Below are 21,479 nucleotides of genomic sequence, written 5' to 3'. Positions count from 1 at the left end.
CGGGAGAAGGGCTCAAAAGGTCCTGAAACGGGCTAAAAGCTCGAATCGGATTGCACATCGCGGAATTCCCTTCACATCGACCGGGGGGCGGTGTCGCGAGGGGGAGTTGTGCAGCGGTCTCGAGCTGCGGGTCAGCCAGGCGGCACACAGCAAGCGTCGACCCAAAGCAAAAAGCCCGACAGATCAGAGATCTACCGGGCTTTGCTTTGGGTTCCTCGCTGAAAGCGAGGCCTACCAGTTGAGACCGACTTAATCGATCTCCAAATTTGGTAGGCGCGATTGGATTCGAACCAGTTGGCCAGGGGCACCAAGGGGACGGTAGGGGTCTCACGCTCCATGCGGCACACCCCTAGCTACCCCCCTTAATTGGGCCTGGGTGGTCTGAAGATGCCATGCCCTGTTATCAGGGGCTCGATGGGGCCAAGCGTCCAGTTCAAGTCTGCCGATCAGTCTGAAATGGCAGACTCAAGTTCCTTCACAAATTTCTGAAAGGATCTGCTCCGCTCCAAGGCTAGGTCTACATCAAACACAGCAGTCAGTGCCGGCTGATCGGTCACTTCACGATATCGACCAGTTGGAATGCGCTCGGACAGCCACCCTTTGGCATCTCGTACTGAGTCACAGTTGGGAGGAGCGCTCAGATCCGGTAGAAGTCCGCGCCTTCCGCCGATCGACTCCGCTGAAGCCAAAAGCCAAGCCTCGTACTCACGATTGGCGACCACCACCGCAAGCTGTACGTCGCGAAGGACTGGTGCAGCCTTTTGCCGGATCCGCGCAGCTAAGTCGACCGGGCAGTCATCATCCGCATCGAGCAAGACGAAGACTGTGCCGCCTGAAGCCTTCGCCTGAGCTAGTTCAAGCATCCGTCTAAATTCGTCTTCACGTCGCAGGAACTTTTCACGATGAATACGGAGCGGTTGGAGGACCTCGACATCGTAGCGACCGAACCGCTCAGCGAGCCGCCGGACGAGTATTGGAAGCGCAACGACCTCACCGTCGCCCTCGACAATGGCAATTAGCTTGGTCATTGCTCATCACCAAACAGCTTCAGTTGGCGGCCCTCCGGATCAAGAAGCGCCTTGGGATCTGGTGCTAACTGGTTTAGCCGGAGCAGCTCGCCGGCTGTATAGAGTTGCTCTCGCATCACCTTTCGCGATGCATCATCAATTGGAGCGATTTGCGTGGCACCAGACTCCCCAGTCACGGAAAGGATGGCGTCGTCCTTGATCTCCTGGTCGTCTAGCAACTCGGGACTGTGACTTGTCACAAGCACCTGGCAGCGCTCTGCCGCCCTTCCCAATGCCTCGCGCACCAACGCCGCCGCCGCAGGATGCAATGCAACCTCTGGTTCTTCGATGCCAATGACCCCTGGCCGATCCGTGTCGCCACCTTGAAACAAGGCCACCAATATCCCAAGTGCACGCAGCGTACCGTCAGACATGCTGTTTGCAGCGAATTTCCATGGAAATTTCGCTCCAGCAGTGTCCTGCCGAAACTCAATGGTCTCCATGTGACCGACGCCGATTCTTTCAACACCGTGCACAGAAGGAACCACGGCGTTGAGGTATTCCTCAACTACTTGCTTGTCTTTCGGGGCGTAACGCTCCATGAAACCAAGGACGCTTGCGATGTTCTCACCCAGCGGCTTTAGGATTGCACCGTCCTGAGGCTTTTGAAGATCGCGAATGACTCGAGGATTCAAGTTATAGAAACCCATCCCGACCAAGGCATCGAATACAGGTCTGAACGCCGGGAGACCAGCCGCATTAACAAGCGCAAGACGATCTGGGGTGCTAACCGGGAATACGTCTTCGCTTGTGCGCTCGGGTCTGCCTTGGACAACTCGATAGCTTGGACCCTGTCCCAGAGCTCCAATCGCGCATTCTTCTCTTTGAACTTCGAAGCCACCGGACGGGCGAGCGCCGACGTTAAACGCGTAATAAGCCTCGCGCCCATCGGGTAGTCGCATGTCAAGGCGCAATCCGAAATGCGTCGGGTGTCCTCCACTACGTCGACGAACTTCCGACAACCCCCCTCGCAGGTGCAGAGCATTTTCCAATGAGCCTTGCAAAGCATCCTTGACGAAATGGAGGATATCCATGAAATTGCTCTTGCCAGAACCGTTCGGCCCGACCAAATAGGTCAGCGATCCAAGCTTGACATCGCAAGCAGCAATGCTCTTGAAGTTCTTTGCTCTGACGCGATGGATCAGGATGTTCTTGTTCATCAGTTCTGTCATCCCTTCCCTCTTTCTGGCGAAGCTACCGCAACTGAGGTTGAGAAGGTCATTGGGGTTACTTGGCGGATCCTATCCGCTGTGAGCGCCAAGACTAAGCAGGATTACACGCCTTTGCCAGCCAACGAAGCAATTCGCAAAGACCATCGGGCAGATGCGCTCGTGACCGCGTTCATGCTCATCATCACCGCGCCCTCTCAGGACAGAGACTCGTCCGTTGTCCCCGAAGTGTCCCCAGCAAGTGCAAACGCAAAGCAAAAAGCCCGGCAACTTATTGAGTTACCGGGCTTTTTAACCTACCGAATTTGGTAGGCGCGATTGGATTCGAACCAACGACCCCCACCATGTCAAGGTGGTGCTCTAACCAACTGAGCTACGCGCCTGAAGAGCTTCGCACTATAGCATGGAATTTTCGGAGTTGTCTACTTTCTCGAAATTTTCTTCATGCGTGCCCAGGAGAACGGCTCTGTGCGGCGCCCCTGGAGCGCGCGCTGGAAGGCCCTGCCCTCAGCGCCGCCGCGCGCTGCGCACGCCGCTCACCTGCGTCACGGCCTGCAGCACCTTGGACAGGCGGCCGGAGTCGCTCACTTCCACCGTCAGGCTGATCCAGCTGTTGGAGCCCTTGCTCTGCTTGCTGGGCTGCAGGTTCATGGCGGTGACGTTGAGCTTCTCCTTGGCGAAGACTTCCAGCACGTCGCGCAGCAGGTGCTGGCGCTCCATGGCGTCGATGATGACGTCCACCGGATAGGCCAGACCCTGCCCGCCCTTGCCGGACTGCTCGCCCCAGGTCACGGCGATCACGCGCTCGGGCGCGCGGTGCGCCATCTCGCGGAAGTTGCTGCAGTCGCAGCGGTGGATGGCCACGCCCTTGCCGCGGGTCACATAACCGCTGATCTCGTCCGGCGGGGCCGGGCGGCAGCAGCGCGCGAGGTTGGTCAGCAGCGAGTCCACGCCCACCACCAGCACACCGCCCTGCCCCGCGCCCTTGCTGCCGGCCTTGGTGCGGCGCAGGGCCAGCTGCTCGTCGGTCTCGGGCTGCTGTTCCTGTGGGCGCAGCAGCAGCTCGATATTGCGCAGCGAGTATTCGTCCTTGCCCACCACCTCGAAGAGTGCGTCCGCATTCTTGAAGCCCAGGCGCGAGGCCAGGTCCTCCAGCTTGATCGCGGTGCGGCCTTCGCGCTGCAGCAGCTTCTCGACCAGCTCGCGGCCCTTGGCCACGGTCTGCGCCTGGGCCTGGGCATTGAACCAGGCCCGCACCTTGGCGCGGCTGCGCTGGCTCTGCAGATAGCCCAGCTCCGGGTTGAGCCAGTCCAGCGAGGGCCCACCGCCTTCCTTGAGCGCGCTGATCTCGATGGTTTGCCCGCTCTGCAGCGGCGTGTTCAGCGGCACCATCTGGCCGTCGACCTTGGCACCGCGGCAGCGGTGGCCGAGGTCCGTGTGCACCGCATAGGCGAAGTCCACCGGGGTCGAGCCGGCCGCCAGCTCCACCACGGTCGACTGCGGCGTGAAGACGTAGATGCGGTCGTCGAAGACGCCCTGCGCCTCGTTGCTGACGTAGTCGCGCTCCCAGGCCAGCAGCTGGCGCAGCACGGCCTTGCGGGCCTGGGCGACCTGCTCCTCGAAGTCGCCCGCGGCGGCCACGCCGGCATAGCCCTTGGTGCCCGCTTCCTTGTAGGCCCAGTGCGCCGCCACGCCATGCTCGGCATGCTCGTGCATGGCCCGGGTGCGGATCTGCACCTCCATGGCCTTGTCGTCGGCCCCGCGCACCACGGTGTGCAGGGACTGGTACCCATTGGGCTTGGGCTTGGCGATGTAGTCGTCGAACTCGCCGGCCACGGGCTGGTACTTCTCGTGCAGATGGCTCAGCACGGCGTAGCAATCGGCCACGTCCTTGACGATGACGCGCAGGGCGCGCAGGTCGAAGACCCGCTCCAGGCTCAGGCTCTTGCCCTGCATCTTCTTCCAGATGCTGTAGAGGTGCTTGGGCCGGCCCTGCACCTCGGCCTCGATGCCCAGGGCGCGCAGCTCCTGCACCAGGCCCACGCGCGCGAACTCGACATTGACCTCGCGCTCCAGGCGCTTCTCGTCCAGGCTCTTGGCGATGGCCTTGTAGGTCTCGGGCTCGAGGAAGCGGAAGGACAGGTCCTCCAGCTCCCACTTGACCTGCCAGATGCCCAGGCGGTTGGCCAGGGGCGCGAAGACCTGCAGCGACTCCGTGGCCAGGGCCGGGGGACAGGGCAACTTGCTCGCGGCGTAGTAGCGCAGGGTCTGCAGGCGCGAGGCCAGGCGCAGCAGCACCACGCGTAGATCCCGCGAGAAGGCCAGCAGCATCTTGCGCACGCGCTCCGTCTGCTGCTGCCGCAGCTCCTCCTCGACCAGGGCCTCACGCGCCGCCCGCTGGATCTGCACCAGCTTGCGGGTGTGCGTCACCAGGCTGGCATAGCTCTCGCCAAAGGCCTTGGCGACGATCTCCTCGGGCTTGTTGAGGAAGTCGCCCGCATAGACGAGATAGGCCGCGGCCTGCATGGCCGGCGCCGCGCCGACGCCGGCGAGCAGGGCCGCCACGCCGTCGGCGTGGGCCAGGGCGTCCTCGCCGGTGTCCAGAGGCTGGCCGCGCAGCAGAGGCTCGGCGAAGGCGCGCGCCCGGGCCACGGGCAGCAGCGGGGTGCCTCCGGCCTGCGGATCGGCGCCGGGCAGCGCGGCGGGCAGGTCGGCATCGGCCAGCGCCACGATGGGCGCCGCGTGCTCGGCGGGATGTACGGCAACTCCGGTCTTCATGCGCGCTTCAGGAACTCCTCGACGACGGCGATCTGCGCCTCGTCGCTGAACATGGGGGCATGACCTGCCCCCGCGATCTCCACCAGCTCGGCACGCGGCCCGCGCTGGGTCATGGCCTCGGCGGTGGCGCGCGAGAGCAGGTCCGAGTCCGCCCCGCGGATCAGCAGCGTGGGCATGCGCAGGCTGTCGTAGCCGGCCCAGAGCATCTGCTCGGCCGTCTTTGCGATCTCGGGCGTGACCGCCGCCACGGCCTGCGCGATGGCGGGGTCGTAGTGCAGCTTGAACTGGTCCCCGTCGGCCTTGAACATGGGCCGGGACAGCGTCAGCCAGTCCTCGTCATTGATGGGACCGAAGCCGGCGGAGATGGTGCGCAGATAGGCAGCCCCCTCCTCCACCGTCTTGAAGCGCAGGGGCTGACCCAGATAGGCGCCGATGCGCTGGAGGGCCGCCGCCTCGACGCTGGGGCCCACGTCATTGAGCACCAGGCGACGGATGGGCGTGCCCGGCAGCGAGGCCAGGCCCAGGCCGATCAGCCCGCCCATGGAGGTGCCCACCCAGTCCACCTGCTCGACGTCCAGCCGGGCGATGAGCGTGACCATGTCGGCCACATAGCTCGGGATCTGGTAGGCGGCGGGGTTCTTGAGCCAGTCGCTGCGGCCGCGGCCGACGACGTCCGGGCAGATCACGCGGTAGTCGCGGCTGAGCCGTCGGGCCAGGCGGTCGAAGTCCCGGCCCTGGCGGGCCAGGCCGTGCACGCAGACCAGCACCCGCGGATTGTCCCGGGCCCCCCATTCCCAATAGGCCATGCGGTGCAGGCCGGTGGCGCTGAGGCAGCGCAGGGTATTCAGCAGCGGTTCAGACATTGTTTGTATCCTCACGCGGAAGCGCCGGGCCGTCCCCGGGATTCCAAAAGCCCGCGAGGGCGTTGACGGCATTCTGCCCTGGCAGGCAGGCCCGCATCCCGAAGTCCACGCAGACCCACGAAAGGAATTCACATGTTGAAAGGCAAGACCGCCCTGGTGACCGGTTCCACCAGCGGCATCGGGCTGGGCATCGCCCTCGCTCTGGCCCGCGAGGGCGTGAACATCGTGCTCAACGGCTTCGGAGATGCCGAGGGTCCGAAGACCGAGGTGGCGGCACTGGGCGTGAAGGTCGGCTACCACGGGGCCGACATGAGCAAGGCCGCCGAGATCACCGAGCTGATGGCCTATGCCCAGCGCGAGTTCGGGGGGGTGGACATCCTCGTGAACAACGCCGGCATCCAGCACGTGGCGCCGGTCCAGGACTTCCCGACGGAGCGCTGGGACGCCATCATTGCCATCAACCTCAGCTCGGCCTTCCACACCACGCGCCTGGCGCTGCCCGGCATGCTGGAAAAGGGCTGGGGGCGCATCATCAACCTGGCCTCGGTGCATGGCCTGGTGGCCTCGGCGCAGAAGTCGGCCTATGTGGCGGCCAAGCACGGCCTGGTGGGCTTCACCAAGTCCGTGGCCCTGGAGACCGCCACCAGCCCGGTCACCGTCAACGCCATCTGCCCCGGCTGGGTGCTGACGCCGCTGGTGCAGAAGCAGGTCGACGCGCGCGCCGCGGCCGATGGCGTGGACAACGACGAGGCCAAGCGCCGCCTGCTGGCCGAGAAGCAGCCCTCGCTGCAGTTCACCACGCCCGAGCAGCTGGGCGCGCTGGCGGTGTTCCTGTGCTCCGAGGCGGCCGCCAATGTGCGCGGTCAGGCCTGGAGCCTGGACGGCGGCTGGACTGCCCAGTGAGCCGCCGGGAGGCCGCACGAAGCGGCCCCCGCTTGTTCAGCGCTTCATCACGACGGAACCGTTCACGCTGACGCTTACCGTCGCCTTGCCGGCCTCCACCGGCAGGGCTTCGTCCATGGACGCGCCGGCGGCCTTCATGCGCAGCGCGGGAGCGGCCATGGGCATGGGCGCGGCATCCTGCGTGTTGACGCTCACCTCGCCGATCTCATAGGCGCTGAAGCCGAACTGCTTCGCGTACTCCGCGGCCCGGGCCTTGAACTGGGCGATGGCCTGCGCCACCACCGCACTCTCCTGCTGCTCGCGGGCCTCCTTGGACAGGCTGTAGCCCACCCGCGCAATGCTCATGGTGCCGATGCGACCCGTCAGCTCGGAGATGGCGCCGATGTTCTTCCCTTCCACCATCAGCTCGGCCGAGCCCTGCCAGCCGTTGATGTAGGTCTGGCCATTCTTGCTGCCGTAGCGCGGGTACATGGAGAAATTGCCCGTCTGCACCTCGACCTGGCCCGGCTTGGCGATCTTCTTCGCCTCGGCCAGCGCGGCGTCCAGGGCCTGCTTCAGGGCCAGCTGGACCGCGGCGGCGTTGTTGCCATCCTTGGTGGTCGAGAAGACCACGCCGAGGGTGTCACGCGTGACCTCCACGCTGGCGGTGGCCGAGAGATTCAGCCGGTCGCGCGGCAGCGGGCTGGCCGCCTGCTGGGCCAGCGCAGGCAGTGCGGCCGAGCCCAGAATGAGACCGGCCCATGCGGCGCGGTGCAGTCGCTTCTTCATGCAATCCTCCTTGGAATCCTTGAAATCGCTGGAAATGGGGCAGGCCTGACCATAGCAGGACAGGCCGCGCCCCGCCCACAACGAAGGGCGCCGACCCCTCGTTGGCAAGGCTCCGCTTGAGTTGTTACCAAACCGTAACGACTGTTGATTCGGTTGCGATTCATGCGGCGAACAGGCCCACAATGGCGCTGTTACATATTTCCCGGAGCCGTTCATGAGCAGCAGTACCCGCGCCAACCGCATCCTCGTCGTCGATGACGATGCCCGTATCCGCGACCTGCTGCGCCGCTACCTGACGCAGGAGGGCTTCGAGGTCCTGCTGGCCGAAGACAGCAAGGCGCTCAACAAGCAGCTGACCCGCGAGACCGTCGACCTCATCGTGCTGGACCTGATGATGCCCGGCGAGGACGGCCTGTCCATCTGCCGCCGCCTGCGTGCCGCCAACGACAGCACGCCCATCATCATGCTGACGGCCAAGGTCGAGGAAGTGGACCGCATCGTGGGCCTGGAAGTGGGCGCCGACGACTACCTCGCCAAGCCCTTCAACCCCCGCGAGCTGCTGGCCCGCATCAATGCCGTGCTGCGCCGCCGCCCGGCCATGGAGGCGCCTGGTGCGCCGTCCAAGGAGCCGATGACGGTCAGCTTCGGCCCCTTCGAGTTCGACCTGGCCCTGCGCCGCCTGTCCAAGAACGGCGAGCCCCTGCCCCTCACCACCGGCGAGTTCTCCATGCTCAAGGCCCTGGTGCGCCACCCGCGCCAGCCGCTGTCGCGCGACAAGCTCGCCCAGCTGGCCCGCGGCCGCGAGTTCGAGCCCTTCGACCGCAGCCTGGACGTGCAGATCTCGCGCCTGCGCAAGCTGCTGGAATCGGACCCGGCCCAGCCCCGCTACATCCAGACCGTCTGGGGCGTGGGCTACGTCTTCGTGCCCGACGAGAACAGCTGACCCCTCCCCTGCTGACGCCGGCCCGCCGCGGCCTGGCGTCGCCTGAAGCCGCCCGTCGGGCAGGCTGAGCGCCCATGCCGCAACCGCCCAAGATCCTCGCCTTCAACCTGTTCTGGCGCACCTTCGCGCTGCTGGCCGCCCTGCTGGCCGGCGCCGTGTTCGCCTGGCAGCTGACCTTCCGGGCGCTGGACGCCGAACCCCGCGCGCTGGAGTCCGCCCATCAGCTGGCCGGCCTGGTCAATCTGTGCCGTGCCGCCATGGCCACCACCGACGGTGTGAACCGCGTGGCCATGATCAAGTCGCTGACCCACAGCCGTGACATCCAGGTGGAGATCTCCGAGCCCACCGACCAGTGGGTGGACTACGGCAACAGCAGCTTCACCCACCAGCTGGTCCAGGCCCTGCAGCAGCGCCTGGGTGCGGACACCGTCGTGGCCGGCAGCCTCAATGGCGAGGCCGGCCTGTGGGTGCGCTTCAGCATCGACACCGAGCACTACTGGCTGCGCACCAACCCCGAGCCCATGTCCGCGCGGCTCACCGCCAACTGGTGGTGGCTGCTGATCGCGCTGCTGGTGACCATCCTGGGCTCGGCCCTGATCGCCCGGCTGATCAACCACCCGCTGCGCGAGCTGGCCACCGCCGCCGGCCGCATCCGCGAGGGCGAGTACGACTCGCGACTGGACGAGAGCACCCTCACCAGCGAGATCCGCGAGGTCAACATGGGCTTCAACCGCATGGCCCGCGACCTGGCCAAGATGGAGGAAGACCGCAGCGTGATGCTGGCCGGCATCTCCCATGACCTGCGCACCCCCCTGGCCCGTCTGCGGCTGGAGGCCGAGATGAGCGTGACCGACGAGCAGGCCCGGCTCTACATGGCCCAGGACATCGACCAGCTCGACGCCATCATCAACAAGTTCATGGACTACGCCCGCCCCAGCGAGCTGGCCCTGCATCCCATCAAGCTGCGCGACGTGGCCGAGCGCGAGGCCCAGGGCTTCCGCGACCCGTCCCAGATCCGCATCCAGAACAATGTGCCGGCGGACATCAAGGTCTGGGCCGACGAGGTCGAGCTGGGCCGCATCTTCCTGAACATCATGGAGAACGCCCGCCGCTATGGCCACCTGCCGGACCTGCCCACCCTGATGCTGGTGACCGCCAAGGTGCAGGGCGCCGAGGTGCTGATCACCCTGCGCGACCACGGCCCCGGCGTGCCCCAGGACAAGCTGGACAAGCTCACCACGCCCTTCTTCCGCGGCGATGCCGCCCGCACCGCGGCCACCGGCGCCGGCCTGGGCCTGGCCATCGTGGAGAAGTCGGTGCAGCGCCAGGGCGGCAAGCTCTCCATGCGCAATGCCGACGACGGCGGCCTGGTCACCCAGATCCGCCTGCGCCGCGCGCAGTGAGCCCGGGCGGGCTCAGCCCGCGCGCATCAGCAGGCACACCGCCCGCGTCTCGATGGCCCGGCCCTCGCCCACGGGGCCCATCTTCTCGGCCGTCTTGGCCTTCACATTGATGCGATCGACCGGCAGGCTCAGCACCTGAGCCAGGCGCTCGCGCATGGGCACGATGTGCGGCGCCATCTTGGGCGCCTGGGCCACGATGGTGCTGTCGATGTTGACGAGGGCCCAGCCCGCCTCGCGCACCTTGCGATGGGCTTCGGCGAGCAGCACCATGGAGTCGGCATCCTTGAAGGCCGCCGCGGTGTCGGGGAAGAGCTTGCCGATGTCGCCCAGGGCCGCGGCGCCCAGCAGGGCGTCGGTGATGGCGTGGGCGAGTGCATCGGCATCGGAATGGCCCAGCAGGCCGTGAGTGTGCGGGATGGTCACGCCGCCGAGGATCAGCGGGCGGCCGCTGACGAGCTGGTGGGTGTCCCAGCCTTCGCCGATGCGCAGGTCCAGTGCGTTCATGGTCAGAGTCTCACTTTCGGGCCGGGCGGTGTCCCCGGCGGATTCGGTTTTGCATGATCCAGCCCAGCGCAGCCAGTACCAAGGGCACGAGCAGCGACCAGGCGACCTCGAAGTCCCTGAGCAGCCGCTCAAGGACAGGAACACCCAAGGGGCCGAGAGCCACCAGCAGCCAAAGCGGCGCCGCCAGCAAGGTCATCCCGATGACCCGCCCTCGCCAGCGTGGAGGCGTGAAGAAGAGGGCACGAATCAGCAGCAGCGCATAGCAAGCCAGCAAGAGCGACCCGCCGACCAGAACCAGGAAGAAACCGCTGCCGTGCGCAAAGGCGGGGGTGCTGAGACCGGTCGCCAGGACCAGGAGCAGCGCAGCGCGGCAGCCGGTGCGAAAACTCATCCGGCCCGGCTCCTCAGCAGGCGCTCGGCCAGCTCGAAGTCCGCCGGATAGGTCACCTTGAAATTCTCCAGCGACGCCGCCACCAGCCGCGGCCGGTGCCCCAGGGCTTCGACGGCGCTGGCCTCGTCGGTGGCCGCGTCGCCCACCAGGCGCAGCGCCGGCTGCAGCAGGCCCAGGCGGAACATCTGCGGGGTCTGCGCGGCCCATTTGCCGCGGCGGTCGACGGTGGCCTGCACGCGGCCCTCGGCCTCGTCCTTCAGCGTGTCGGCCACCGGCAGGGCCAGCAGGCCGCCGACCTCGTCGTCCGCGCAGGCGGCCATCAGCGCCTGCACCCACTCAGGCCGCAGCAGGCAGCGCGCGGCATCGTGCACCAGCACCCAGTCCTGGGGCTGGGCGCCGCGGGCCTGGAGCTCCAGCAGGCCGTTGGCGACGCTCTCGGCGCGGCTGGCACCGCCGCAACGAGCGACCCAGGCGCGCTCGCCGGCGAAGCCGGGCACGGCCTGCTCGAACTGATCGTCTTCGGGGGACAGCACCACCAGGGTCGCGTCCAGGCCCGGCACGGCCTGCAGGGCATCGAGCGTGTGGGCCATCAGGGCGCGGCCCGCCAGGGGCACGTACTGCTTGGGCTGCGCGGCGCCCGAGCGGCTGCCCACGCCGGCCGCGGGCACCAGGGCGAAGCAACGGGGCTGCACGCCCACGGAATAGGAAGTCATGGAGGCGGATTGTAGAAAGCTCCACCGCCGCTCCGGCCCCGGCCGCCGCCCGCGGCCCGCGCCGCCAACCGTGAAAACACTGAGAACAAATGGCATCACAAAGCCGGCATGACTTCAGGACAAGGCGGCGTGGCCGGCCTTCAATGCCAGTCAAGACAGGCGCGGCCTTCGCCGCCCCTCCGCCCAGTTTCCCCGCATGTCCCCCATGACCGCCTCACGACCCCTCCTGCAGCGACTGGTGCTGGTGCGCCCCGGCGAAGGCCGCGCCCTGCTGTGGGCTGCCGCCTACTTCTTCTTCCTGCTGCTGAGCTACTACCTGCTGCGCCCGGTGCGCGAGGCCATGGGCATCGCCAAGGGCGCGGACAAGCTGCCCTGGCTGATGAGCGTGACCCTGCTGGTGATGCTGGTGGCCAACCCGCTCTACGCAAAGCTGGTGTCGCGCTGGCCGCGGCGGCGTTTCATCCCGGCGGTCTCGCATTTCTTCGCGGCCAATCTGCTGGTCTTCGGGGGCCTGATGATGGCCTGGCCCGGCGCCGTGTGGCTGGGCTATGCCTTCTACGTGTGGCTGAGCGTCTTCAACCTCTTCGTGGTCTCGGTGTTCTGGAGCCTCATGAGCGATGTGTTCCGCGAGGAGCAGGGCCGGCGCCTCTTCGGCCTGATCTCCATGGGCGGCACCCTGGGCGCCATGGGCGGCGCCGCGCTGACGGACGCGCTGAGCCGCGGCAGCTGGGGCCTGCAGCTGGGGCCGGCGGCGCTGATGGGCCTTTCGGTGCTGGCGCTGGAGATCGCGGTGGCCTGCATGGGCGTGCTGCGGCGGCACTTCGGTGTCTCGGAGCAGGCCCAGCCCGAGCGCGAGCCCGGGCCCTCGGCCCTGGAGGGCTGGAGGGCGATCGCGGGCTCGCGCTATCTGCAGGCCCTGTGCGTCTACATGCTGCTGTATGCGCTGACCTCCACCTTCCTCTACCTGACCCAGGGCGAGATCGTGGCCAGCAGCTTCGCCAGCGGCGCCGAACGCACCGCGGCCTTCGCGCGGCTGGACCTGTGGGTCAATGCCCTGACCCTGCTGACCCAGCTCTTCCTGACCGGCCGCCTGCTGCGCTGGATCGGCGTCAGCGGCGTGCTGCTGGTGCTGCCCACGCTGACGCTCGCCGGCTTCGGCGCCCTGGCCCTGTGGCCCAGCTTCGCGGTGCTGGCGGCCGTGCAGGTGCTGCGCCGCGGCCTGCACTACGCGGTGGATCGCCCGGCGCGTGAGCTGCTGTACATCCCGCTGGGGCCCGAGGAACGCTACAAGTCCAAGCCCTTCATCGACACCTTCGTCTACCGCGTGGGCGACGTGCTGGGCGTCTGGGCCCCCACGCTGATGAGCGTGCTGGCCCTGCCCGTGAGCCTCGCCGCCCTGGGCTGCGCCGGCCTGTGGATCTGGACGGGCCGCTCGCTGGGGCAGCTCGTACGCCAGCAGGCCGCCCGGCCCGACGCGCCTCCGCCCACCCCCCCTGCGCCGGCCGCCGCGGCACTGCGCTCCTGAGCCCTCCCTCTTCCCTTCCGCTGAAAAGGACGTCCCATGAAACCCACCCGTCGCCACCTGATGCAATGGACCGCCGGCCTCGGCGCCCTGAGCCTGCTGCCCCAGTCCCATGCCGCGGACAAAGCCCCCTCGCCCAAGCGCATCCTGGTGCTGGGCGGCACGGGCTTCCTGGGCCCGGCCATCGTCGAGGTGGCCCGGGCACGGGGGCATGTCCTGACCCTCTTCAACCGTGGCAAGACCCGGCCCGGCCTGTTCCCCGATGTCGAGAAGCGCCAGGGCGACCGCGACCCGCTCAAGGGCGAGGGCCTGAAGTCGCTCGAGACCGGCGAATGGGATGCCGTGATCGACGACTCCGGCTACTACCCCCGCATGGTCGGCGCCTCGGCGCAGCTGCTGGCGCCGCGGGTGAAGCAGTACATCTACATCTCCAGCATCAGCGCCTACAAGGAACCGGTGCCCGTGGGCGGCGACGAGGACTCGCCCCTGGCCGTGCTGGCCGACCCCGCGGTCGAGACCATGGGCAAGAACTACGAGAACTACGGCGGACTCAAGGCCGCCTGCGAGGCCGCCGTGGCCAAGGCCCTGCCCGGCCGCAGCACCATCGTGCGCCCCGGCTACATCGTGGGCCCGGACGATCCCACCGGCCGCTTCACCTACTGGCCGGTGCGCTTCGACAAGGGCGGAGAGATCGCCGTGCCAGGCGCCCCCACGGACCCGCTGCAGCTGATCGACGTGCGCGACCTCGCCACCTGGCTGGTGCACCTCGTGGAGAACGGCACCATGGGCCAGTTCAACGCCGTCGGCCCTGCCGAGCCCATGAGCTGGGGCCGCGTGATCGCCGCCTGCCAGAAGTCCGCCGGCACGCCGGGCACCGTGACCTGGGTGCCGGGCGAGTTCATGGCCAAGCAGGAAGACCTGGACATGCCCATCTGGGCGCCCTACCTCGGTGACAGCAAGGGCTTCCACACCTGGCGCACCACCCGCGCCGTCAAGGCCGGCCTGAAGTTCCGCCCCGTCGAGCAGACCGTGGCCGACACCCTGGCCTGGTACAAGACCCAGCTCAAGGAGGAGAAGGGCCGCGTGAAGCTGGCCTTCAGCGCGGAGCAGGAAGCCACGCTGCTGCAGCGCTGGAAGCAGGCCAAGGGCTGACCCACAGGCGCCAGTGAAAAGGGCGCGACCCTCGCGGGTTCGCGCCCTTTGCCTTCTTGAGCGACGGGGTCAGTGCACCACGCGCCCGAAGCTGAACTCGCCGTTCTCGACCTGCACCGGGATCACGTCCTTGGGACCGAAGCGGCCCTGCAGGATCAGCTTGGACAGCGGATTCTCGATGCGCTGCTGGATCGCCCGCTTGAGCGGCCGCGCACCGAAGACCGGGTCGAAGCCCACCTTGGCCAGCTCGGCCAAGGCGTCCTCGCTGACGTCCAGCTTCATCTCCAGCTTCGCGAGGCGCTCCTCCAGCTGGCGCAGCTGGATCTTGGCGATGGACTGGATGTGCTGGGCGTCCAGCGCATGGAAGATCACCGTCTCGTCGATGCGGTTCAGGAACTCCGGGCGGAAGTGCTGCTTGACCTCGCCCCACACGGCCTCGCGGATCACCTCCTCGTCCTGGCCGGCCAGCGCCATGATGTGCTGGGAGCCGAGGTTGGAGGTCATCACGATGACGCAGTTCTTGAAGTCCACGGTGCGGCCCTGGCCGTCGGTCAGGCGGCCGTCGTCCAGCACCTGCAGAAGCACGTTGAACACGTCCGGGTGGGCCTTCTCGACCTCGTCCAGCAGCAGCACGCTGTAGGGCTTGCGGCGCACGGCCTCGGTCAGGTAGCCACCCTCGTCATAGCCCACATAGCCCGGGGGCGCGCCGATGAGGCGGCTCACCGAGTGCTTCTCCATGAACTCGCTCATGTCGATGCGCACCATGTGGTCCTCGCTGTCGAAGAGGAAGCCCGCCAGCGCCTTGCACAGCTCGGTCTTGCCCACGCCCGTCGGGCCCAGGAAGAGGAAGGAGCCCAGCGGGCGGTTGGGATCGGACAGCCCGGCGCGCGAGCGGCGGATGGCATCGGCCACCGCGGTGATGGCCTCGTCCTGGCCCACCACGCGCTGGTGCAGCTTGTCTTCCATCTGCAGCAGCTTGTCGCGCTCGCCCTGCATCAGCTTGGACACGGGAATGCCCGTGGCGCGGGACACCACCTCGGCGATCTCCTCGGCGCCGACCATGGTGCGCAGCAGCTGCGGCGCGGCGCCTTGCTTGGCCTTGCCCGCCTTGTCGCTCTCCTTGGCCTGCGCTTCCTTGAGGCGCTTCTCCAGCTCGGGCAGCTTGCCGTACTGCAGCTCGGCGACCTTGTTGAAGTCACCCTTGCGCTTGAGTTCCTCGATCTGGAACTTGATGCGGTCGATCTCTTCCTTGACCTGGGCCGAGCCCTGGGCCGTGGCCTTCTCGGACTTCCAGATCTCCTCCAGGTCCGCGTACTCGCGCTGCAGCTTCTCGATCTCTTCCTCGATCAGCTCGAAGCGCTTCTGCGAGGCCTCGTCCTTTTCCTTGCGCACGGCCTCGCGCTCGATCTTCAGCTGGATCAGGCGGCGGTCGAGCTTGTCCATGGCCTCGGGCTTGGAGTCGATCTCGATCTTGATCTTGGCCGCGGCCTCGTCGATGAGGTCGATGGCCTTGTCCGGCAGGAAGCGGTCGGTGATGTAGCGGTGCGAGAGCTCGGCCGCGGCCACAATGGCCGGGTCGGTGATCTCCACGCCGTGGTGCACCTCGTACTTCTCCTGCAGGCCGCGCAGGATGGCGATGGTGGCCTCCACCGTCGGCTCGTCGACCATCACTTTCTGGAAGCGGCGCTCCAGGGCGGCGTCCTTCTCGACGTACTTGCGGTATTCGTCCAGCGTGGTCGCGCCGATGCAGTGCAGCTCGCCGCGGGCCAGGGCCGGCTTGAGCATGTTGCCGGCGTCGATGGCGCCCTCGGCCTTGCCCGCGCCGACCATGGTGTGGATTTCGTCGATGAAGAGAATGATGCGACCTTCGTCAGCCGCCACTTCCTTCAGCACGGACTTCAGCCGCTCCTCGAACTCGCCGCGGTACTTGGCACCGGCCAGCAGACCGGCCATGTCCAGCACCAGCACGCGCTTGTCCTTCAGCGACTCCGGCACCTCGCCGTTGACGATGCGCTGAGCCAGGCCCTCCACGATGGCGGTCTTGCCCACGCCCGGTTCGCCGATCAGCACGGGGTTGTTCTTGGAGCGGCGCTGCAGCACCTGGATGGCGCGGCGGATCTCGTCATCGCGGCCGATCACCGGGTCCAGCTTGCCCTGGCGCGCGCGCTCGGTGAGGTCCAGGGTGTACTTCTTCAGGGATTCCCGATTGCCCTCGGACTCCTGCGAATCCACCTTCTGCCCGCCCCGCACCGCCTCGATGGCAGCCTCCAGGCCCTTGCGGGTGAGGCCGTGGCCGCGGACGATGCCGGCCAGGTCGCTCTTGGCGTCGGCCAGGGACAGCAGGAACATCTCGCTGGCGATGAAGTGGTCACCGCGCTTGGCGGCTTCCTTCTCGGCCGCCTGCAGCAGGCTGACGAGCTCACGGCTGGGCTGGACCTGCTGGCCCTCGCCCTGCACCTGCGGCAGGCCGTTGACGATGCTGTCCAGCGCCGTCTTCAGCGCCGGCAGGCGCACGCCGGCCCGCTCCAGCAGGGCACGCGGGCCGTCCTCCTGCGCCAGCATGGCCTGCAGCAGGTGGGCGGGTTCGATGTAGGGGTTGTCGCGCGTGACGGCGCCGCTCTGGGCTTCGGCCAGGGCTTCCTGAAAGCGCGTGGTGAACTTGTCGACTCGCATGGATGTGATCCTCCGTTGTCGTTCAAGTGGGCGCAGCTCGCCGCATTTCAAGAGCCGCGGGGTGACAGGCCGGCGTCCGCGGTCAGAATGCCGACCATGCCACAGACCGCCAACTCCACCGCCCCGTGCAGCGCCGGCTCCGAGCTTCATCTCGGCACCGTGCCCACCCTTCTACGCTATCTCGGGCAGCTGGATGGGCTTCTTGACCTGGCTCAATTGCGGCTTCAAAGCCAGGGGCTGGGCGAGGACGTGCTGCTGGAGACCCGCCTGGTACCGGACATGCTGCCCCTGCGCAGCCAGGTCTGGATCTGCGGCAATTTCGTGCCCCGCATGGAGGCGGTGCTGCGCGGCAGCGAGCCCCGCTACCCGGACTGGCCGCAGGACCTGGCCGGCATGCAGCGCCAGGTGCAGGCGCTTCAAGCCCAGGTGCAGGCCTGGCGCCCCGAGGACTTCGAGCCCGCCGGCCGTCTGGTCGAGGGCGACGCCGGCCAGGCCTGGCTGCAGATGCCGCTGCGCGCCTGGATCCACGAGTTCGCCCTGCCCAATTTCTGCTTCCACCTCACCGCCGTCTATCTGCTGCTGCGCCAGCAGGGCCTGCCGCTGGGCAAGGCGCAGTACGACGGCCTGCACCAGTACTGAAGGCGCTCAGCTCAGCGCGGCACGCATCAGGGCCAGCCCGGCCGCGGCGGCAGCCAGCGAGCCCAGCACGTGGATCAGGGTGTGAGCCAGGGCCAGGCCGAAGTCGCCCCGCTGCAGCAGGCTCAGGGACTCGCCAGAGAAGCTGGAGAAGGTGGTCAGCCCGCCCAGAAAGCCGGTGACCAGCAGCAGGCGCGCCATCTCGTTGGGCATGCGGCCGAACCACTCCAGGGCCATGCCGATCAGGAAGCCGCCCAGCACATTGACCAGCAGCGTGCCCAGCGGAAACCCCGTCCAGCGCGCATTGAGCCACAGGCCCGCGCCCCAGCGCGCCAGGGCGCCCGCGCTGGCCCCCACGGCGACGGCGGCGATCTGCAGGGGCAGGCTCATGCGCCCGACGCCGCGCGGTCCGAGGCGATGTCCGAGGCGGTATTCGAGGCGTTGTCCGAGGCAATGCCCCAGCGCGCCAGCGCGGCGTCGTCCACCTCGCGGGCATCGACCCAGCGGGCGCCGTCCGGCCCATGCTCCTTCTTCCAGAACGGGGCCTGGGTCTTGAGGTAGTCCATCAGGAACTCGCAGGCCTGGAAGGCCTGGCCGCGGTGGCGGGAGCTGACGAAAACGCCCACGATCTGGTCCAGCGGGGCCAGCGGCCCCACACGGTGGATCACGCGGGCGGCGCGGATGTCGAAGCGGCGCTGGGCCTCGTCGATCATGGCCTCGATGGCCGCCTCGGTCATGCCGGGGTAGTGCTCCAGCTCCATCAGCGAGATGGCATCCGCACCCGGCTGCCCGGCCCCGCCACGCACCGTGCCCACGAAGCTGACGACGGCGCCCACGCCGCCATCGTCGGCGCGCAGGGCGGCGCACTCGGCGCTGAGGTCGAAGTCCGAGGTCTGGATGCGGACGCGTGCTGGCTTAGTCATGCCCAAGATTCTGCCCCAGCGCCGCCAGAGCCTGCGGCGCCAGCAGCTCGATGCCGCCGTAGCGCAGCGCGATATGCCCCTGCGCCTCCAGGGACTTCAGCGCCTTGTTCACGGTCTGCCGGCTCACGCCCATCATCAAGGCCAGCTGCTCCTGGGGCAGGCGCAGGCGCCGGGGTGTCGACGCATCCTGTGGGGTCAGGTCTTGCTCGCCATAGCCCTGAGCCACCTGCAGCAGGCGCTTGGCGAGCCGTGCCTCCAGGGGCAGGCGGGCGATGTCCTCCAGCACCTCGAAGCTCTGGCGCAGCTTGGCGCAGGCCAGGCGGGCGATGCTGCGCCAGTGCCGCGGATGCTGGTCCAGCCAGGCCACCAGGGCCGCCTCGGGCACCAGCCAGAGCCGGCTCGTGCCGTCACTGCGCACATCGTGGGTGCGGGGCTGGCCGTCCAGCAGGGAGATCTCGCCGAACCAGTGACCAGCCTCCAGCCAGGCCAGCAGGCTCTGCGTGCCGTCCGGCTGCAGCCGCCCCACCTGCAGGGCGCCCGCGAGCACGCAGCACAGGCCGGCCGAGCGCTGGCCCTGGTGGAACAGCAGCTCGCCGTCCACCAGGCTCAGGCCGTGACCCAGCGCGCGCAGGGCGGCCTGCAGCGCGGGCTCGCAGCTGGCAAACCAGCGGCTGCGGGCCAGGGCCTGGTAGTCGTCATCCGGGACCATGGGTTTGGGAGGGGCTCAACTGTCGAATCTTTGACAGTGCGAATGCTCGCCGCTGCCTAAGCTGATGGATATCAAGACAAACGTGGAGACCCGCCATGGCCAGCCCCTTCCGTCCTGCCCTGGACCTGATGGCCCAGTACGCCGCCTACCACCGCGACCGCCGCAATATCGCCACGCACTTCGTGGGCATCCCCCTGATCGTGTTCGCCATCGGCGTGCTGCTGGCGCGCATCCCGCTGGAGGTGGCGGGTCTGCCGGCCAACGCCGCCTGGCTGCTGTGCTTCGTGAGCGCGCTGTGGTACCTCAGCCGCGGCGCCCTGGTGCTGGGCCTGGCCACCGTGGCCGTGAACGCCCTGCTGATGGCCCTGGCCACTCCCTTTGCGCAGGGATCGGCGGCCGCCTGGCTGACGGTGGGCGTGGGCAGCTTCGTGGTGGGCTGGATCATCCAGTTCGTCGGCCACTACTACGAGGGCCGCAAGCCCGCCTTCGTGGACGATCTGGTGGGCCTGCTGGTCGGGCCCATGTTCGTGGTGGGCGAGCTGCTGTTCGCGCTGGGCTGGGGCAAGGCCATGCTGGCCGCCATCGAGGCCCGCGTGGGCCCGACGCATGTGCGTGACCTCAAAGCCACGCAGCAGGGCTGAGGATCAGCCGGACTTCGGCCAGCGTTGCAGCACCGCCGCGGCCTCGGGCTTGCGTGAGGCGCGGCCGGCCTTGAGCGGCGTGCCCAGGGCGATCCACCCCAGCAGGGTCTCGCCGGGCTCGCAGAAGGCGGCCACGATGTCGGCATCCCGCACCTTGGCGCCGGAAAGCATCTTGGCGCCATAGCCCAGCAGATGCGCCGCGTTGAGGAAATTGGCCAGGGCGCCGCCCACGCAGGCCCATTGCTCATGGGCAGGGACTTGCGGGTGGCCCATGTCGATGCGCGCCACCAGCGCCACCGTCACGGGCGGGCGCAGGGCGCGTTCGGCGTCGAGGGCCGCGCCGGCCTCATCCTTGCCCGCACGTCGCGCGGCCGCGGCGAACAGATCGGCCATGCGCTGGCGGGCCTCGCCGCCCACCCACTTGAAGCAGAAGGGCACCAGCTCGCCGTGGTCCGGCCCCCGCAGCGCGGCGGCCACCATCTGCTGCAGCTGCGCCTCATCCGGGCCTGGCTCGGCCAGGTGCTTGGGGCCGACGGAATGGCGCGCCAGCAGGGCCTGCAGCAGCTCGGGTCCCGGCATGCTCATGGGCTCAGCTGTTCTTGGAGATGGTGATGGTGGGGAACTTGGACGAATAGTCCCGGGCCTGCCCCGCGATGCGCGCCGCCACCTTGCGGGCGATGTCGCGGTAGCGCAGCGCGATCTCGCCCTCGGGCTCGGCCACCACGCTGGGCCGGCCGGCATCGGCCTGCTCGCGGATGGACAGCGCCAGCGGCAGCCCGCCCAGGTAGGCCAGGCCGTACTGCGCGGCCATCTTCTGGCCGCCCTCGGCGCCGAAGATGTGCTCGGCATGGCCGCAGTTCGTGCAGATGTGCACCGCCATGTTCTCGACCAGGCCCAGGATGGGCACGCCCACCTTCTCGAACATCTTCAGACCCTTCTTGGCGTCGATCAGGGCGATGTCCTGGGGCGTGGTCACGATGACGGCCCCCGTCACCGGCACGCGCTGGGACAGGGTCAGCTGGATGTCGCCGGTGCCGGGCGGCATGTCGATGATGAGGTAGTCCAGGTCCTGCCAGTGCGTCTGGCGCAGCAGCTGGTCCAGGGCCTGGGTGGCCATGGGGCCGCGCCAGACCATGGCCTGGTCCTCGGCGACCAGGAAGCCGATGGACATCAGCTGGATGCCATGGGCCAGGATGGGCTCCATGGTCTTGCCGTCCTTCGACTCCGGCTGGCCGCTGGCGCCCATCATCAGGGGCTGGCTGGGGCCGTAGATGTCGGCGTCCAGCAGGCCCACGCGGGCGCCTTCGGCCGCCAGGGCCAGGGCCAGGTTGGCGGCGGTGGTGCTCTTGCCCACGCCGCCCTTGCCCGAGGCCACGGCCACGATGTTCTTGACGCCGGGCAGCAGCTGCACGCCGCGCTGCACGGCATGGGCCAGCACGCGGGTGCTGATGCGGATGTCCACGCGCGCAATGCCCGGCACGGTCCGGGCCGCGGCGGCGAGCGATTCGCGCAGGGCGCCATGCAGGCCGGCGGCCGGGTAGCCCATCTCCAGCTCGAAGCTCAGGGCCTCGCCCTCGATGCGCAGCTGCTTGATCTGCTTGCTGCTGACGAAATCCTGCTGGGTCACAGGATCGACGACGCGCTGCAGGGCCTGCAGCACCAGGGCTTCTTGGTTCATGCTCATGGGGATCTCTCGCAAGCCGCGCAGTCTAGCCCAGGGG

Annotated in this window: 21 protein-coding genes and 1 tRNA gene; 7 read left to right on the top strand and 15 right to left on the bottom strand. The window is 68.0% G+C overall.

The window, feature by feature from the left end; translation table 11 throughout:
* Positions 1-446: 446 nt before the first annotated feature.
* From O9Y01_RS22445 to O9Y01_RS22425, 5 genes are all read right to left on the bottom strand, one after another.
* Positions 447-1,028 carry a DUF4276 family protein gene (locus O9Y01_RS22445; RefSeq protein ID WP_269633875.1) on the bottom strand — a complete coding sequence of 194 codons (582 nt, stop codon included), beginning with the start codon at positions 1,026-1,028 and terminating at the stop codon, positions 447-449.
* A complete protein-coding gene (locus tag O9Y01_RS22440; protein WP_269633874.1) occupies positions 1,025-2,227 on the bottom strand; it encodes an AAA family ATPase in 1,203 nt (400 codons plus the stop codon). Before O9Y01_RS22440 ends, O9Y01_RS22445 begins: the two co-directional genes overlap by 4 nt.
* A gap of 315 nt (positions 2,228-2,542) precedes the next feature.
* A tRNA-Val gene (locus O9Y01_RS22435) sits at positions 2,543-2,619 on the bottom strand.
* 124 nt (positions 2,620-2,743) lie between these two features.
* On the bottom strand, positions 2,744-5,014 hold the full coding sequence (locus O9Y01_RS22430) for a RelA/SpoT family protein (RefSeq protein ID WP_269633873.1): 2,271 nt from the start codon (positions 5,012-5,014) through the stop codon (positions 2,744-2,746).
* Positions 5,011-5,877 (bottom strand): alpha/beta fold hydrolase, encoded by an 867-nt coding sequence (locus tag O9Y01_RS22425; RefSeq protein WP_269633872.1) that lies wholly within the window; start codon positions 5,875-5,877, stop codon positions 5,011-5,013. The genes O9Y01_RS22430 and O9Y01_RS22425 overlap by 4 nt, the downstream gene beginning before the upstream one ends.
* A gap of 132 nt (positions 5,878-6,009) precedes the next feature.
* Between O9Y01_RS22425 and O9Y01_RS22420 the strand changes: the two genes are divergently transcribed.
* Positions 6,010-6,780 carry a 3-hydroxybutyrate dehydrogenase gene (locus O9Y01_RS22420; RefSeq protein WP_269633871.1) on the top strand — a complete coding sequence of 257 codons (771 nt, stop codon included), beginning with the start codon at positions 6,010-6,012 and terminating at the stop codon, positions 6,778-6,780.
* A 36-nt stretch (positions 6,781-6,816) separates the two neighbouring features.
* On the opposite strand, the gene O9Y01_RS22415 is transcribed toward O9Y01_RS22420, so the two are convergent.
* Positions 6,817-7,548: an SIMPL domain-containing protein gene (locus tag O9Y01_RS22415; RefSeq protein WP_269633870.1), complete on the bottom strand. Its 732-nt coding sequence runs from the start codon at positions 7,546-7,548 to the stop codon at positions 6,817-6,819.
* Positions 7,549-7,762: 214 nt separating this feature from the next.
* On the opposite strand from O9Y01_RS22415, the gene ompR reads away from it, so the two are divergent.
* Entirely contained in the window at positions 7,763-8,491 is a 729-nt protein-coding gene (gene ompR, locus O9Y01_RS22410; protein ID WP_183104246.1) for an osmolarity response regulator transcription factor OmpR, read from the top strand.
* 74 nt (positions 8,492-8,565) lie between these two features.
* Positions 8,566-9,894, top strand: coding sequence for an ATP-binding protein (locus O9Y01_RS22405; RefSeq protein ID WP_269633869.1), 1,329 nt, complete (start codon positions 8,566-8,568; stop codon positions 9,892-9,894).
* 12 nt (positions 9,895-9,906) lie between these two features.
* Here O9Y01_RS22405 and ispF read toward each other — a convergent pair whose 3' ends face one another.
* The 3 genes from ispF to ispD are packed head-to-tail and all read right to left on the bottom strand — an operon-like array spanning position 9,907 to position 11,502.
* Complete coding sequence (ispF, locus tag O9Y01_RS22400; protein WP_269633868.1) at positions 9,907-10,398, bottom strand: 2-C-methyl-D-erythritol 2,4-cyclodiphosphate synthase; 492 nt, start codon at positions 10,396-10,398, stop codon at positions 9,907-9,909.
* A gap of 10 nt (positions 10,399-10,408) precedes the next feature.
* Positions 10,409-10,789, bottom strand: a complete 381-nt coding sequence (locus O9Y01_RS22395) for a hypothetical protein (RefSeq protein WP_269633867.1) — start codon at positions 10,787-10,789, stop codon at positions 10,409-10,411.
* Positions 10,786-11,502, bottom strand: a complete 717-nt coding sequence (gene ispD / locus O9Y01_RS22390) for a 2-C-methyl-D-erythritol 4-phosphate cytidylyltransferase (RefSeq protein WP_269633866.1) — start codon at positions 11,500-11,502, stop codon at positions 10,786-10,788. The genes O9Y01_RS22395 and ispD overlap by 4 nt, the downstream gene beginning before the upstream one ends.
* 205 nt (positions 11,503-11,707) lie before the next feature.
* On the opposite strand from ispD, the gene O9Y01_RS22385 reads away from it, so the two are divergent.
* Positions 11,708-13,027, top strand: coding sequence for an NTP/NDP exchange transporter (locus tag O9Y01_RS22385; protein WP_269633865.1), 1,320 nt, complete (start codon positions 11,708-11,710; stop codon positions 13,025-13,027).
* Between the two features lie 36 nt (positions 13,028-13,063).
* The gene (locus O9Y01_RS22380) at positions 13,064-14,176 is read left to right on the top strand and encodes a hypothetical protein (RefSeq protein ID WP_269633864.1); all 1,113 of its coding nucleotides are present in this window, start codon (positions 13,064-13,066) and stop codon (positions 14,174-14,176) included.
* A 69-nt stretch (positions 14,177-14,245) separates the two neighbouring features.
* Here O9Y01_RS22380 and clpB read toward each other — a convergent pair whose 3' ends face one another.
* The gene (clpB, locus tag O9Y01_RS22375; RefSeq protein ID WP_269633863.1) at positions 14,246-16,849 is read right to left on the bottom strand and encodes an ATP-dependent chaperone ClpB; all 2,604 of its coding nucleotides are present in this window, start codon (positions 16,847-16,849) and stop codon (positions 14,246-14,248) included.
* Positions 16,850-16,945: 96 nt separating this feature from the next.
* Here clpB and O9Y01_RS22370 point away from each other — a divergent pair, with 96 nt between their 5' ends.
* Positions 16,946-17,488 (top strand): DUF1993 family protein, encoded by a 543-nt coding sequence (locus O9Y01_RS22370; protein WP_269633862.1) that lies wholly within the window; start codon positions 16,946-16,948, stop codon positions 17,486-17,488.
* 6 nt (positions 17,489-17,494) lie between these two features.
* Here the strand turns inward: O9Y01_RS22370 and crcB are convergent, their stop codons facing one another.
* The 3 genes from crcB to O9Y01_RS22355 are packed head-to-tail and all read right to left on the bottom strand — an operon-like array spanning position 17,495 to position 19,117.
* Positions 17,495-17,875, bottom strand: coding sequence for a fluoride efflux transporter CrcB (gene crcB, locus O9Y01_RS22365; protein WP_269633861.1), 381 nt, complete (start codon positions 17,873-17,875; stop codon positions 17,495-17,497).
* A complete protein-coding gene (locus tag O9Y01_RS22360) occupies positions 17,872-18,408 on the bottom strand; it encodes a molybdenum cofactor biosynthesis protein MoaE (RefSeq protein WP_269633860.1) in 537 nt (178 codons plus the stop codon). The genes crcB and O9Y01_RS22360 overlap by 4 nt, the downstream gene beginning before the upstream one ends.
* Positions 18,401-19,117 carry a Crp/Fnr family transcriptional regulator gene (locus tag O9Y01_RS22355; protein ID WP_269633859.1) on the bottom strand — a complete coding sequence of 239 codons (717 nt, stop codon included), beginning with the start codon at positions 19,115-19,117 and terminating at the stop codon, positions 18,401-18,403. Before O9Y01_RS22355 ends, O9Y01_RS22360 begins: the two co-directional genes overlap by 8 nt.
* A gap of 95 nt (positions 19,118-19,212) precedes the next feature.
* Here O9Y01_RS22355 and O9Y01_RS22350 point away from each other — a divergent pair, with 95 nt between their 5' ends.
* The gene (locus tag O9Y01_RS22350) at positions 19,213-19,758 is read left to right on the top strand and encodes an Mpo1 family 2-hydroxy fatty acid dioxygenase (protein ID WP_269633858.1); all 546 of its coding nucleotides are present in this window, start codon (positions 19,213-19,215) and stop codon (positions 19,756-19,758) included.
* A gap of 3 nt (positions 19,759-19,761) precedes the next feature.
* On the opposite strand, the gene O9Y01_RS22345 is transcribed toward O9Y01_RS22350, so the two are convergent.
* Together O9Y01_RS22345 and apbC are read right to left on the bottom strand one after the other, a co-directional pair.
* Positions 19,762-20,343 carry a nitroreductase family protein gene (locus O9Y01_RS22345; RefSeq protein ID WP_269633857.1) on the bottom strand — a complete coding sequence of 194 codons (582 nt, stop codon included), beginning with the start codon at positions 20,341-20,343 and terminating at the stop codon, positions 19,762-19,764.
* A 4-nt stretch (positions 20,344-20,347) separates the two neighbouring features.
* Positions 20,348-21,442: an iron-sulfur cluster carrier protein ApbC gene (gene apbC / locus O9Y01_RS22340; protein ID WP_269633856.1), complete on the bottom strand. Its 1,095-nt coding sequence runs from the start codon at positions 21,440-21,442 to the stop codon at positions 20,348-20,350.
* Between the last annotated feature and the right edge of the window lie 37 nt (positions 21,443-21,479).

It is taken from the genome of Pelomonas sp. BJYL3 (assembly GCF_027257975.1).
In the GTDB taxonomy this organism is placed as follows: domain Bacteria; phylum Pseudomonadota; class Gammaproteobacteria; order Burkholderiales; family Burkholderiaceae_C; genus Roseateles_B; species Roseateles_B flavus.
Note: the sequence above shows the minus strand (reverse complement) of the source record. Positions and strands in the feature narration are given on the sequence as shown.

Coding starts and splice junctions, on each gene's coding strand:
- crcB (WP_269633861.1), bottom strand. CDS start 17,875: ATGAGCCTGCCCCTGCAGATCGCCGCCGTCGCCGTGGGGGCCAGCGCG.
- O9Y01_RS22370 (WP_269633862.1), top strand. CDS start 16,946: ATGCCACAGACCGCCAACTCCACCGCCCCGTGCAGCGCCGGCTCCGAG.
- O9Y01_RS22395 (WP_269633867.1), bottom strand. CDS start 10,789: ATGAGTTTTCGCACCGGCTGCCGCGCTGCGCTGCTCCTGGTCCTGGCG.
- O9Y01_RS22380 (WP_269633864.1), top strand. CDS start 13,064: ATGAAACCCACCCGTCGCCACCTGATGCAATGGACCGCCGGCCTCGGC.
- O9Y01_RS22440 (WP_269633874.1), bottom strand. CDS start 2,227: ATGAACAAGAACATCCTGATCCATCGCGTCAGAGCAAAGAACTTCAAG.
- ispD (WP_269633866.1), bottom strand. CDS start 11,502: ATGACTTCCTATTCCGTGGGCGTGCAGCCCCGTTGCTTCGCCCTGGTG.
- O9Y01_RS22430 (WP_269633873.1), bottom strand. CDS start 5,014: ATGAAGACCGGAGTTGCCGTACATCCCGCCGAGCACGCGGCGCCCATC.
- O9Y01_RS22350 (WP_269633858.1), top strand. CDS start 19,213: ATGGCCAGCCCCTTCCGTCCTGCCCTGGACCTGATGGCCCAGTACGCC.
- O9Y01_RS22385 (WP_269633865.1), top strand. CDS start 11,708: ATGACCGCCTCACGACCCCTCCTGCAGCGACTGGTGCTGGTGCGCCCC.
- ispF (WP_269633868.1), bottom strand. CDS start 10,398: ATGAACGCACTGGACCTGCGCATCGGCGAAGGCTGGGACACCCACCAG.
- O9Y01_RS22425 (WP_269633872.1), bottom strand. CDS start 5,877: ATGTCTGAACCGCTGCTGAATACCCTGCGCTGCCTCAGCGCCACCGGC.
- O9Y01_RS22345 (WP_269633857.1), bottom strand. CDS start 20,343: ATGAGCATGCCGGGACCCGAGCTGCTGCAGGCCCTGCTGGCGCGCCAT.
- apbC (WP_269633856.1), bottom strand. CDS start 21,442: ATGAGCATGAACCAAGAAGCCCTGGTGCTGCAGGCCCTGCAGCGCGTC.
- clpB (WP_269633863.1), bottom strand. CDS start 16,849: ATGCGAGTCGACAAGTTCACCACGCGCTTTCAGGAAGCCCTGGCCGAA.
- O9Y01_RS22405 (WP_269633869.1), top strand. CDS start 8,566: ATGCCGCAACCGCCCAAGATCCTCGCCTTCAACCTGTTCTGGCGCACC.
- ompR (WP_183104246.1), top strand. CDS start 7,763: ATGAGCAGCAGTACCCGCGCCAACCGCATCCTCGTCGTCGATGACGAT.
- O9Y01_RS22415 (WP_269633870.1), bottom strand. CDS start 7,548: ATGAAGAAGCGACTGCACCGCGCCGCATGGGCCGGTCTCATTCTGGGC.
- O9Y01_RS22360 (WP_269633860.1), bottom strand. CDS start 18,408: ATGACTAAGCCAGCACGCGTCCGCATCCAGACCTCGGACTTCGACCTC.
- O9Y01_RS22355 (WP_269633859.1), bottom strand. CDS start 19,117: ATGGTCCCGGATGACGACTACCAGGCCCTGGCCCGCAGCCGCTGGTTT.
- O9Y01_RS22445 (WP_269633875.1), bottom strand. CDS start 1,028: ATGACCAAGCTAATTGCCATTGTCGAGGGCGACGGTGAGGTCGTTGCG.
- O9Y01_RS22420 (WP_269633871.1), top strand. CDS start 6,010: ATGTTGAAAGGCAAGACCGCCCTGGTGACCGGTTCCACCAGCGGCATC.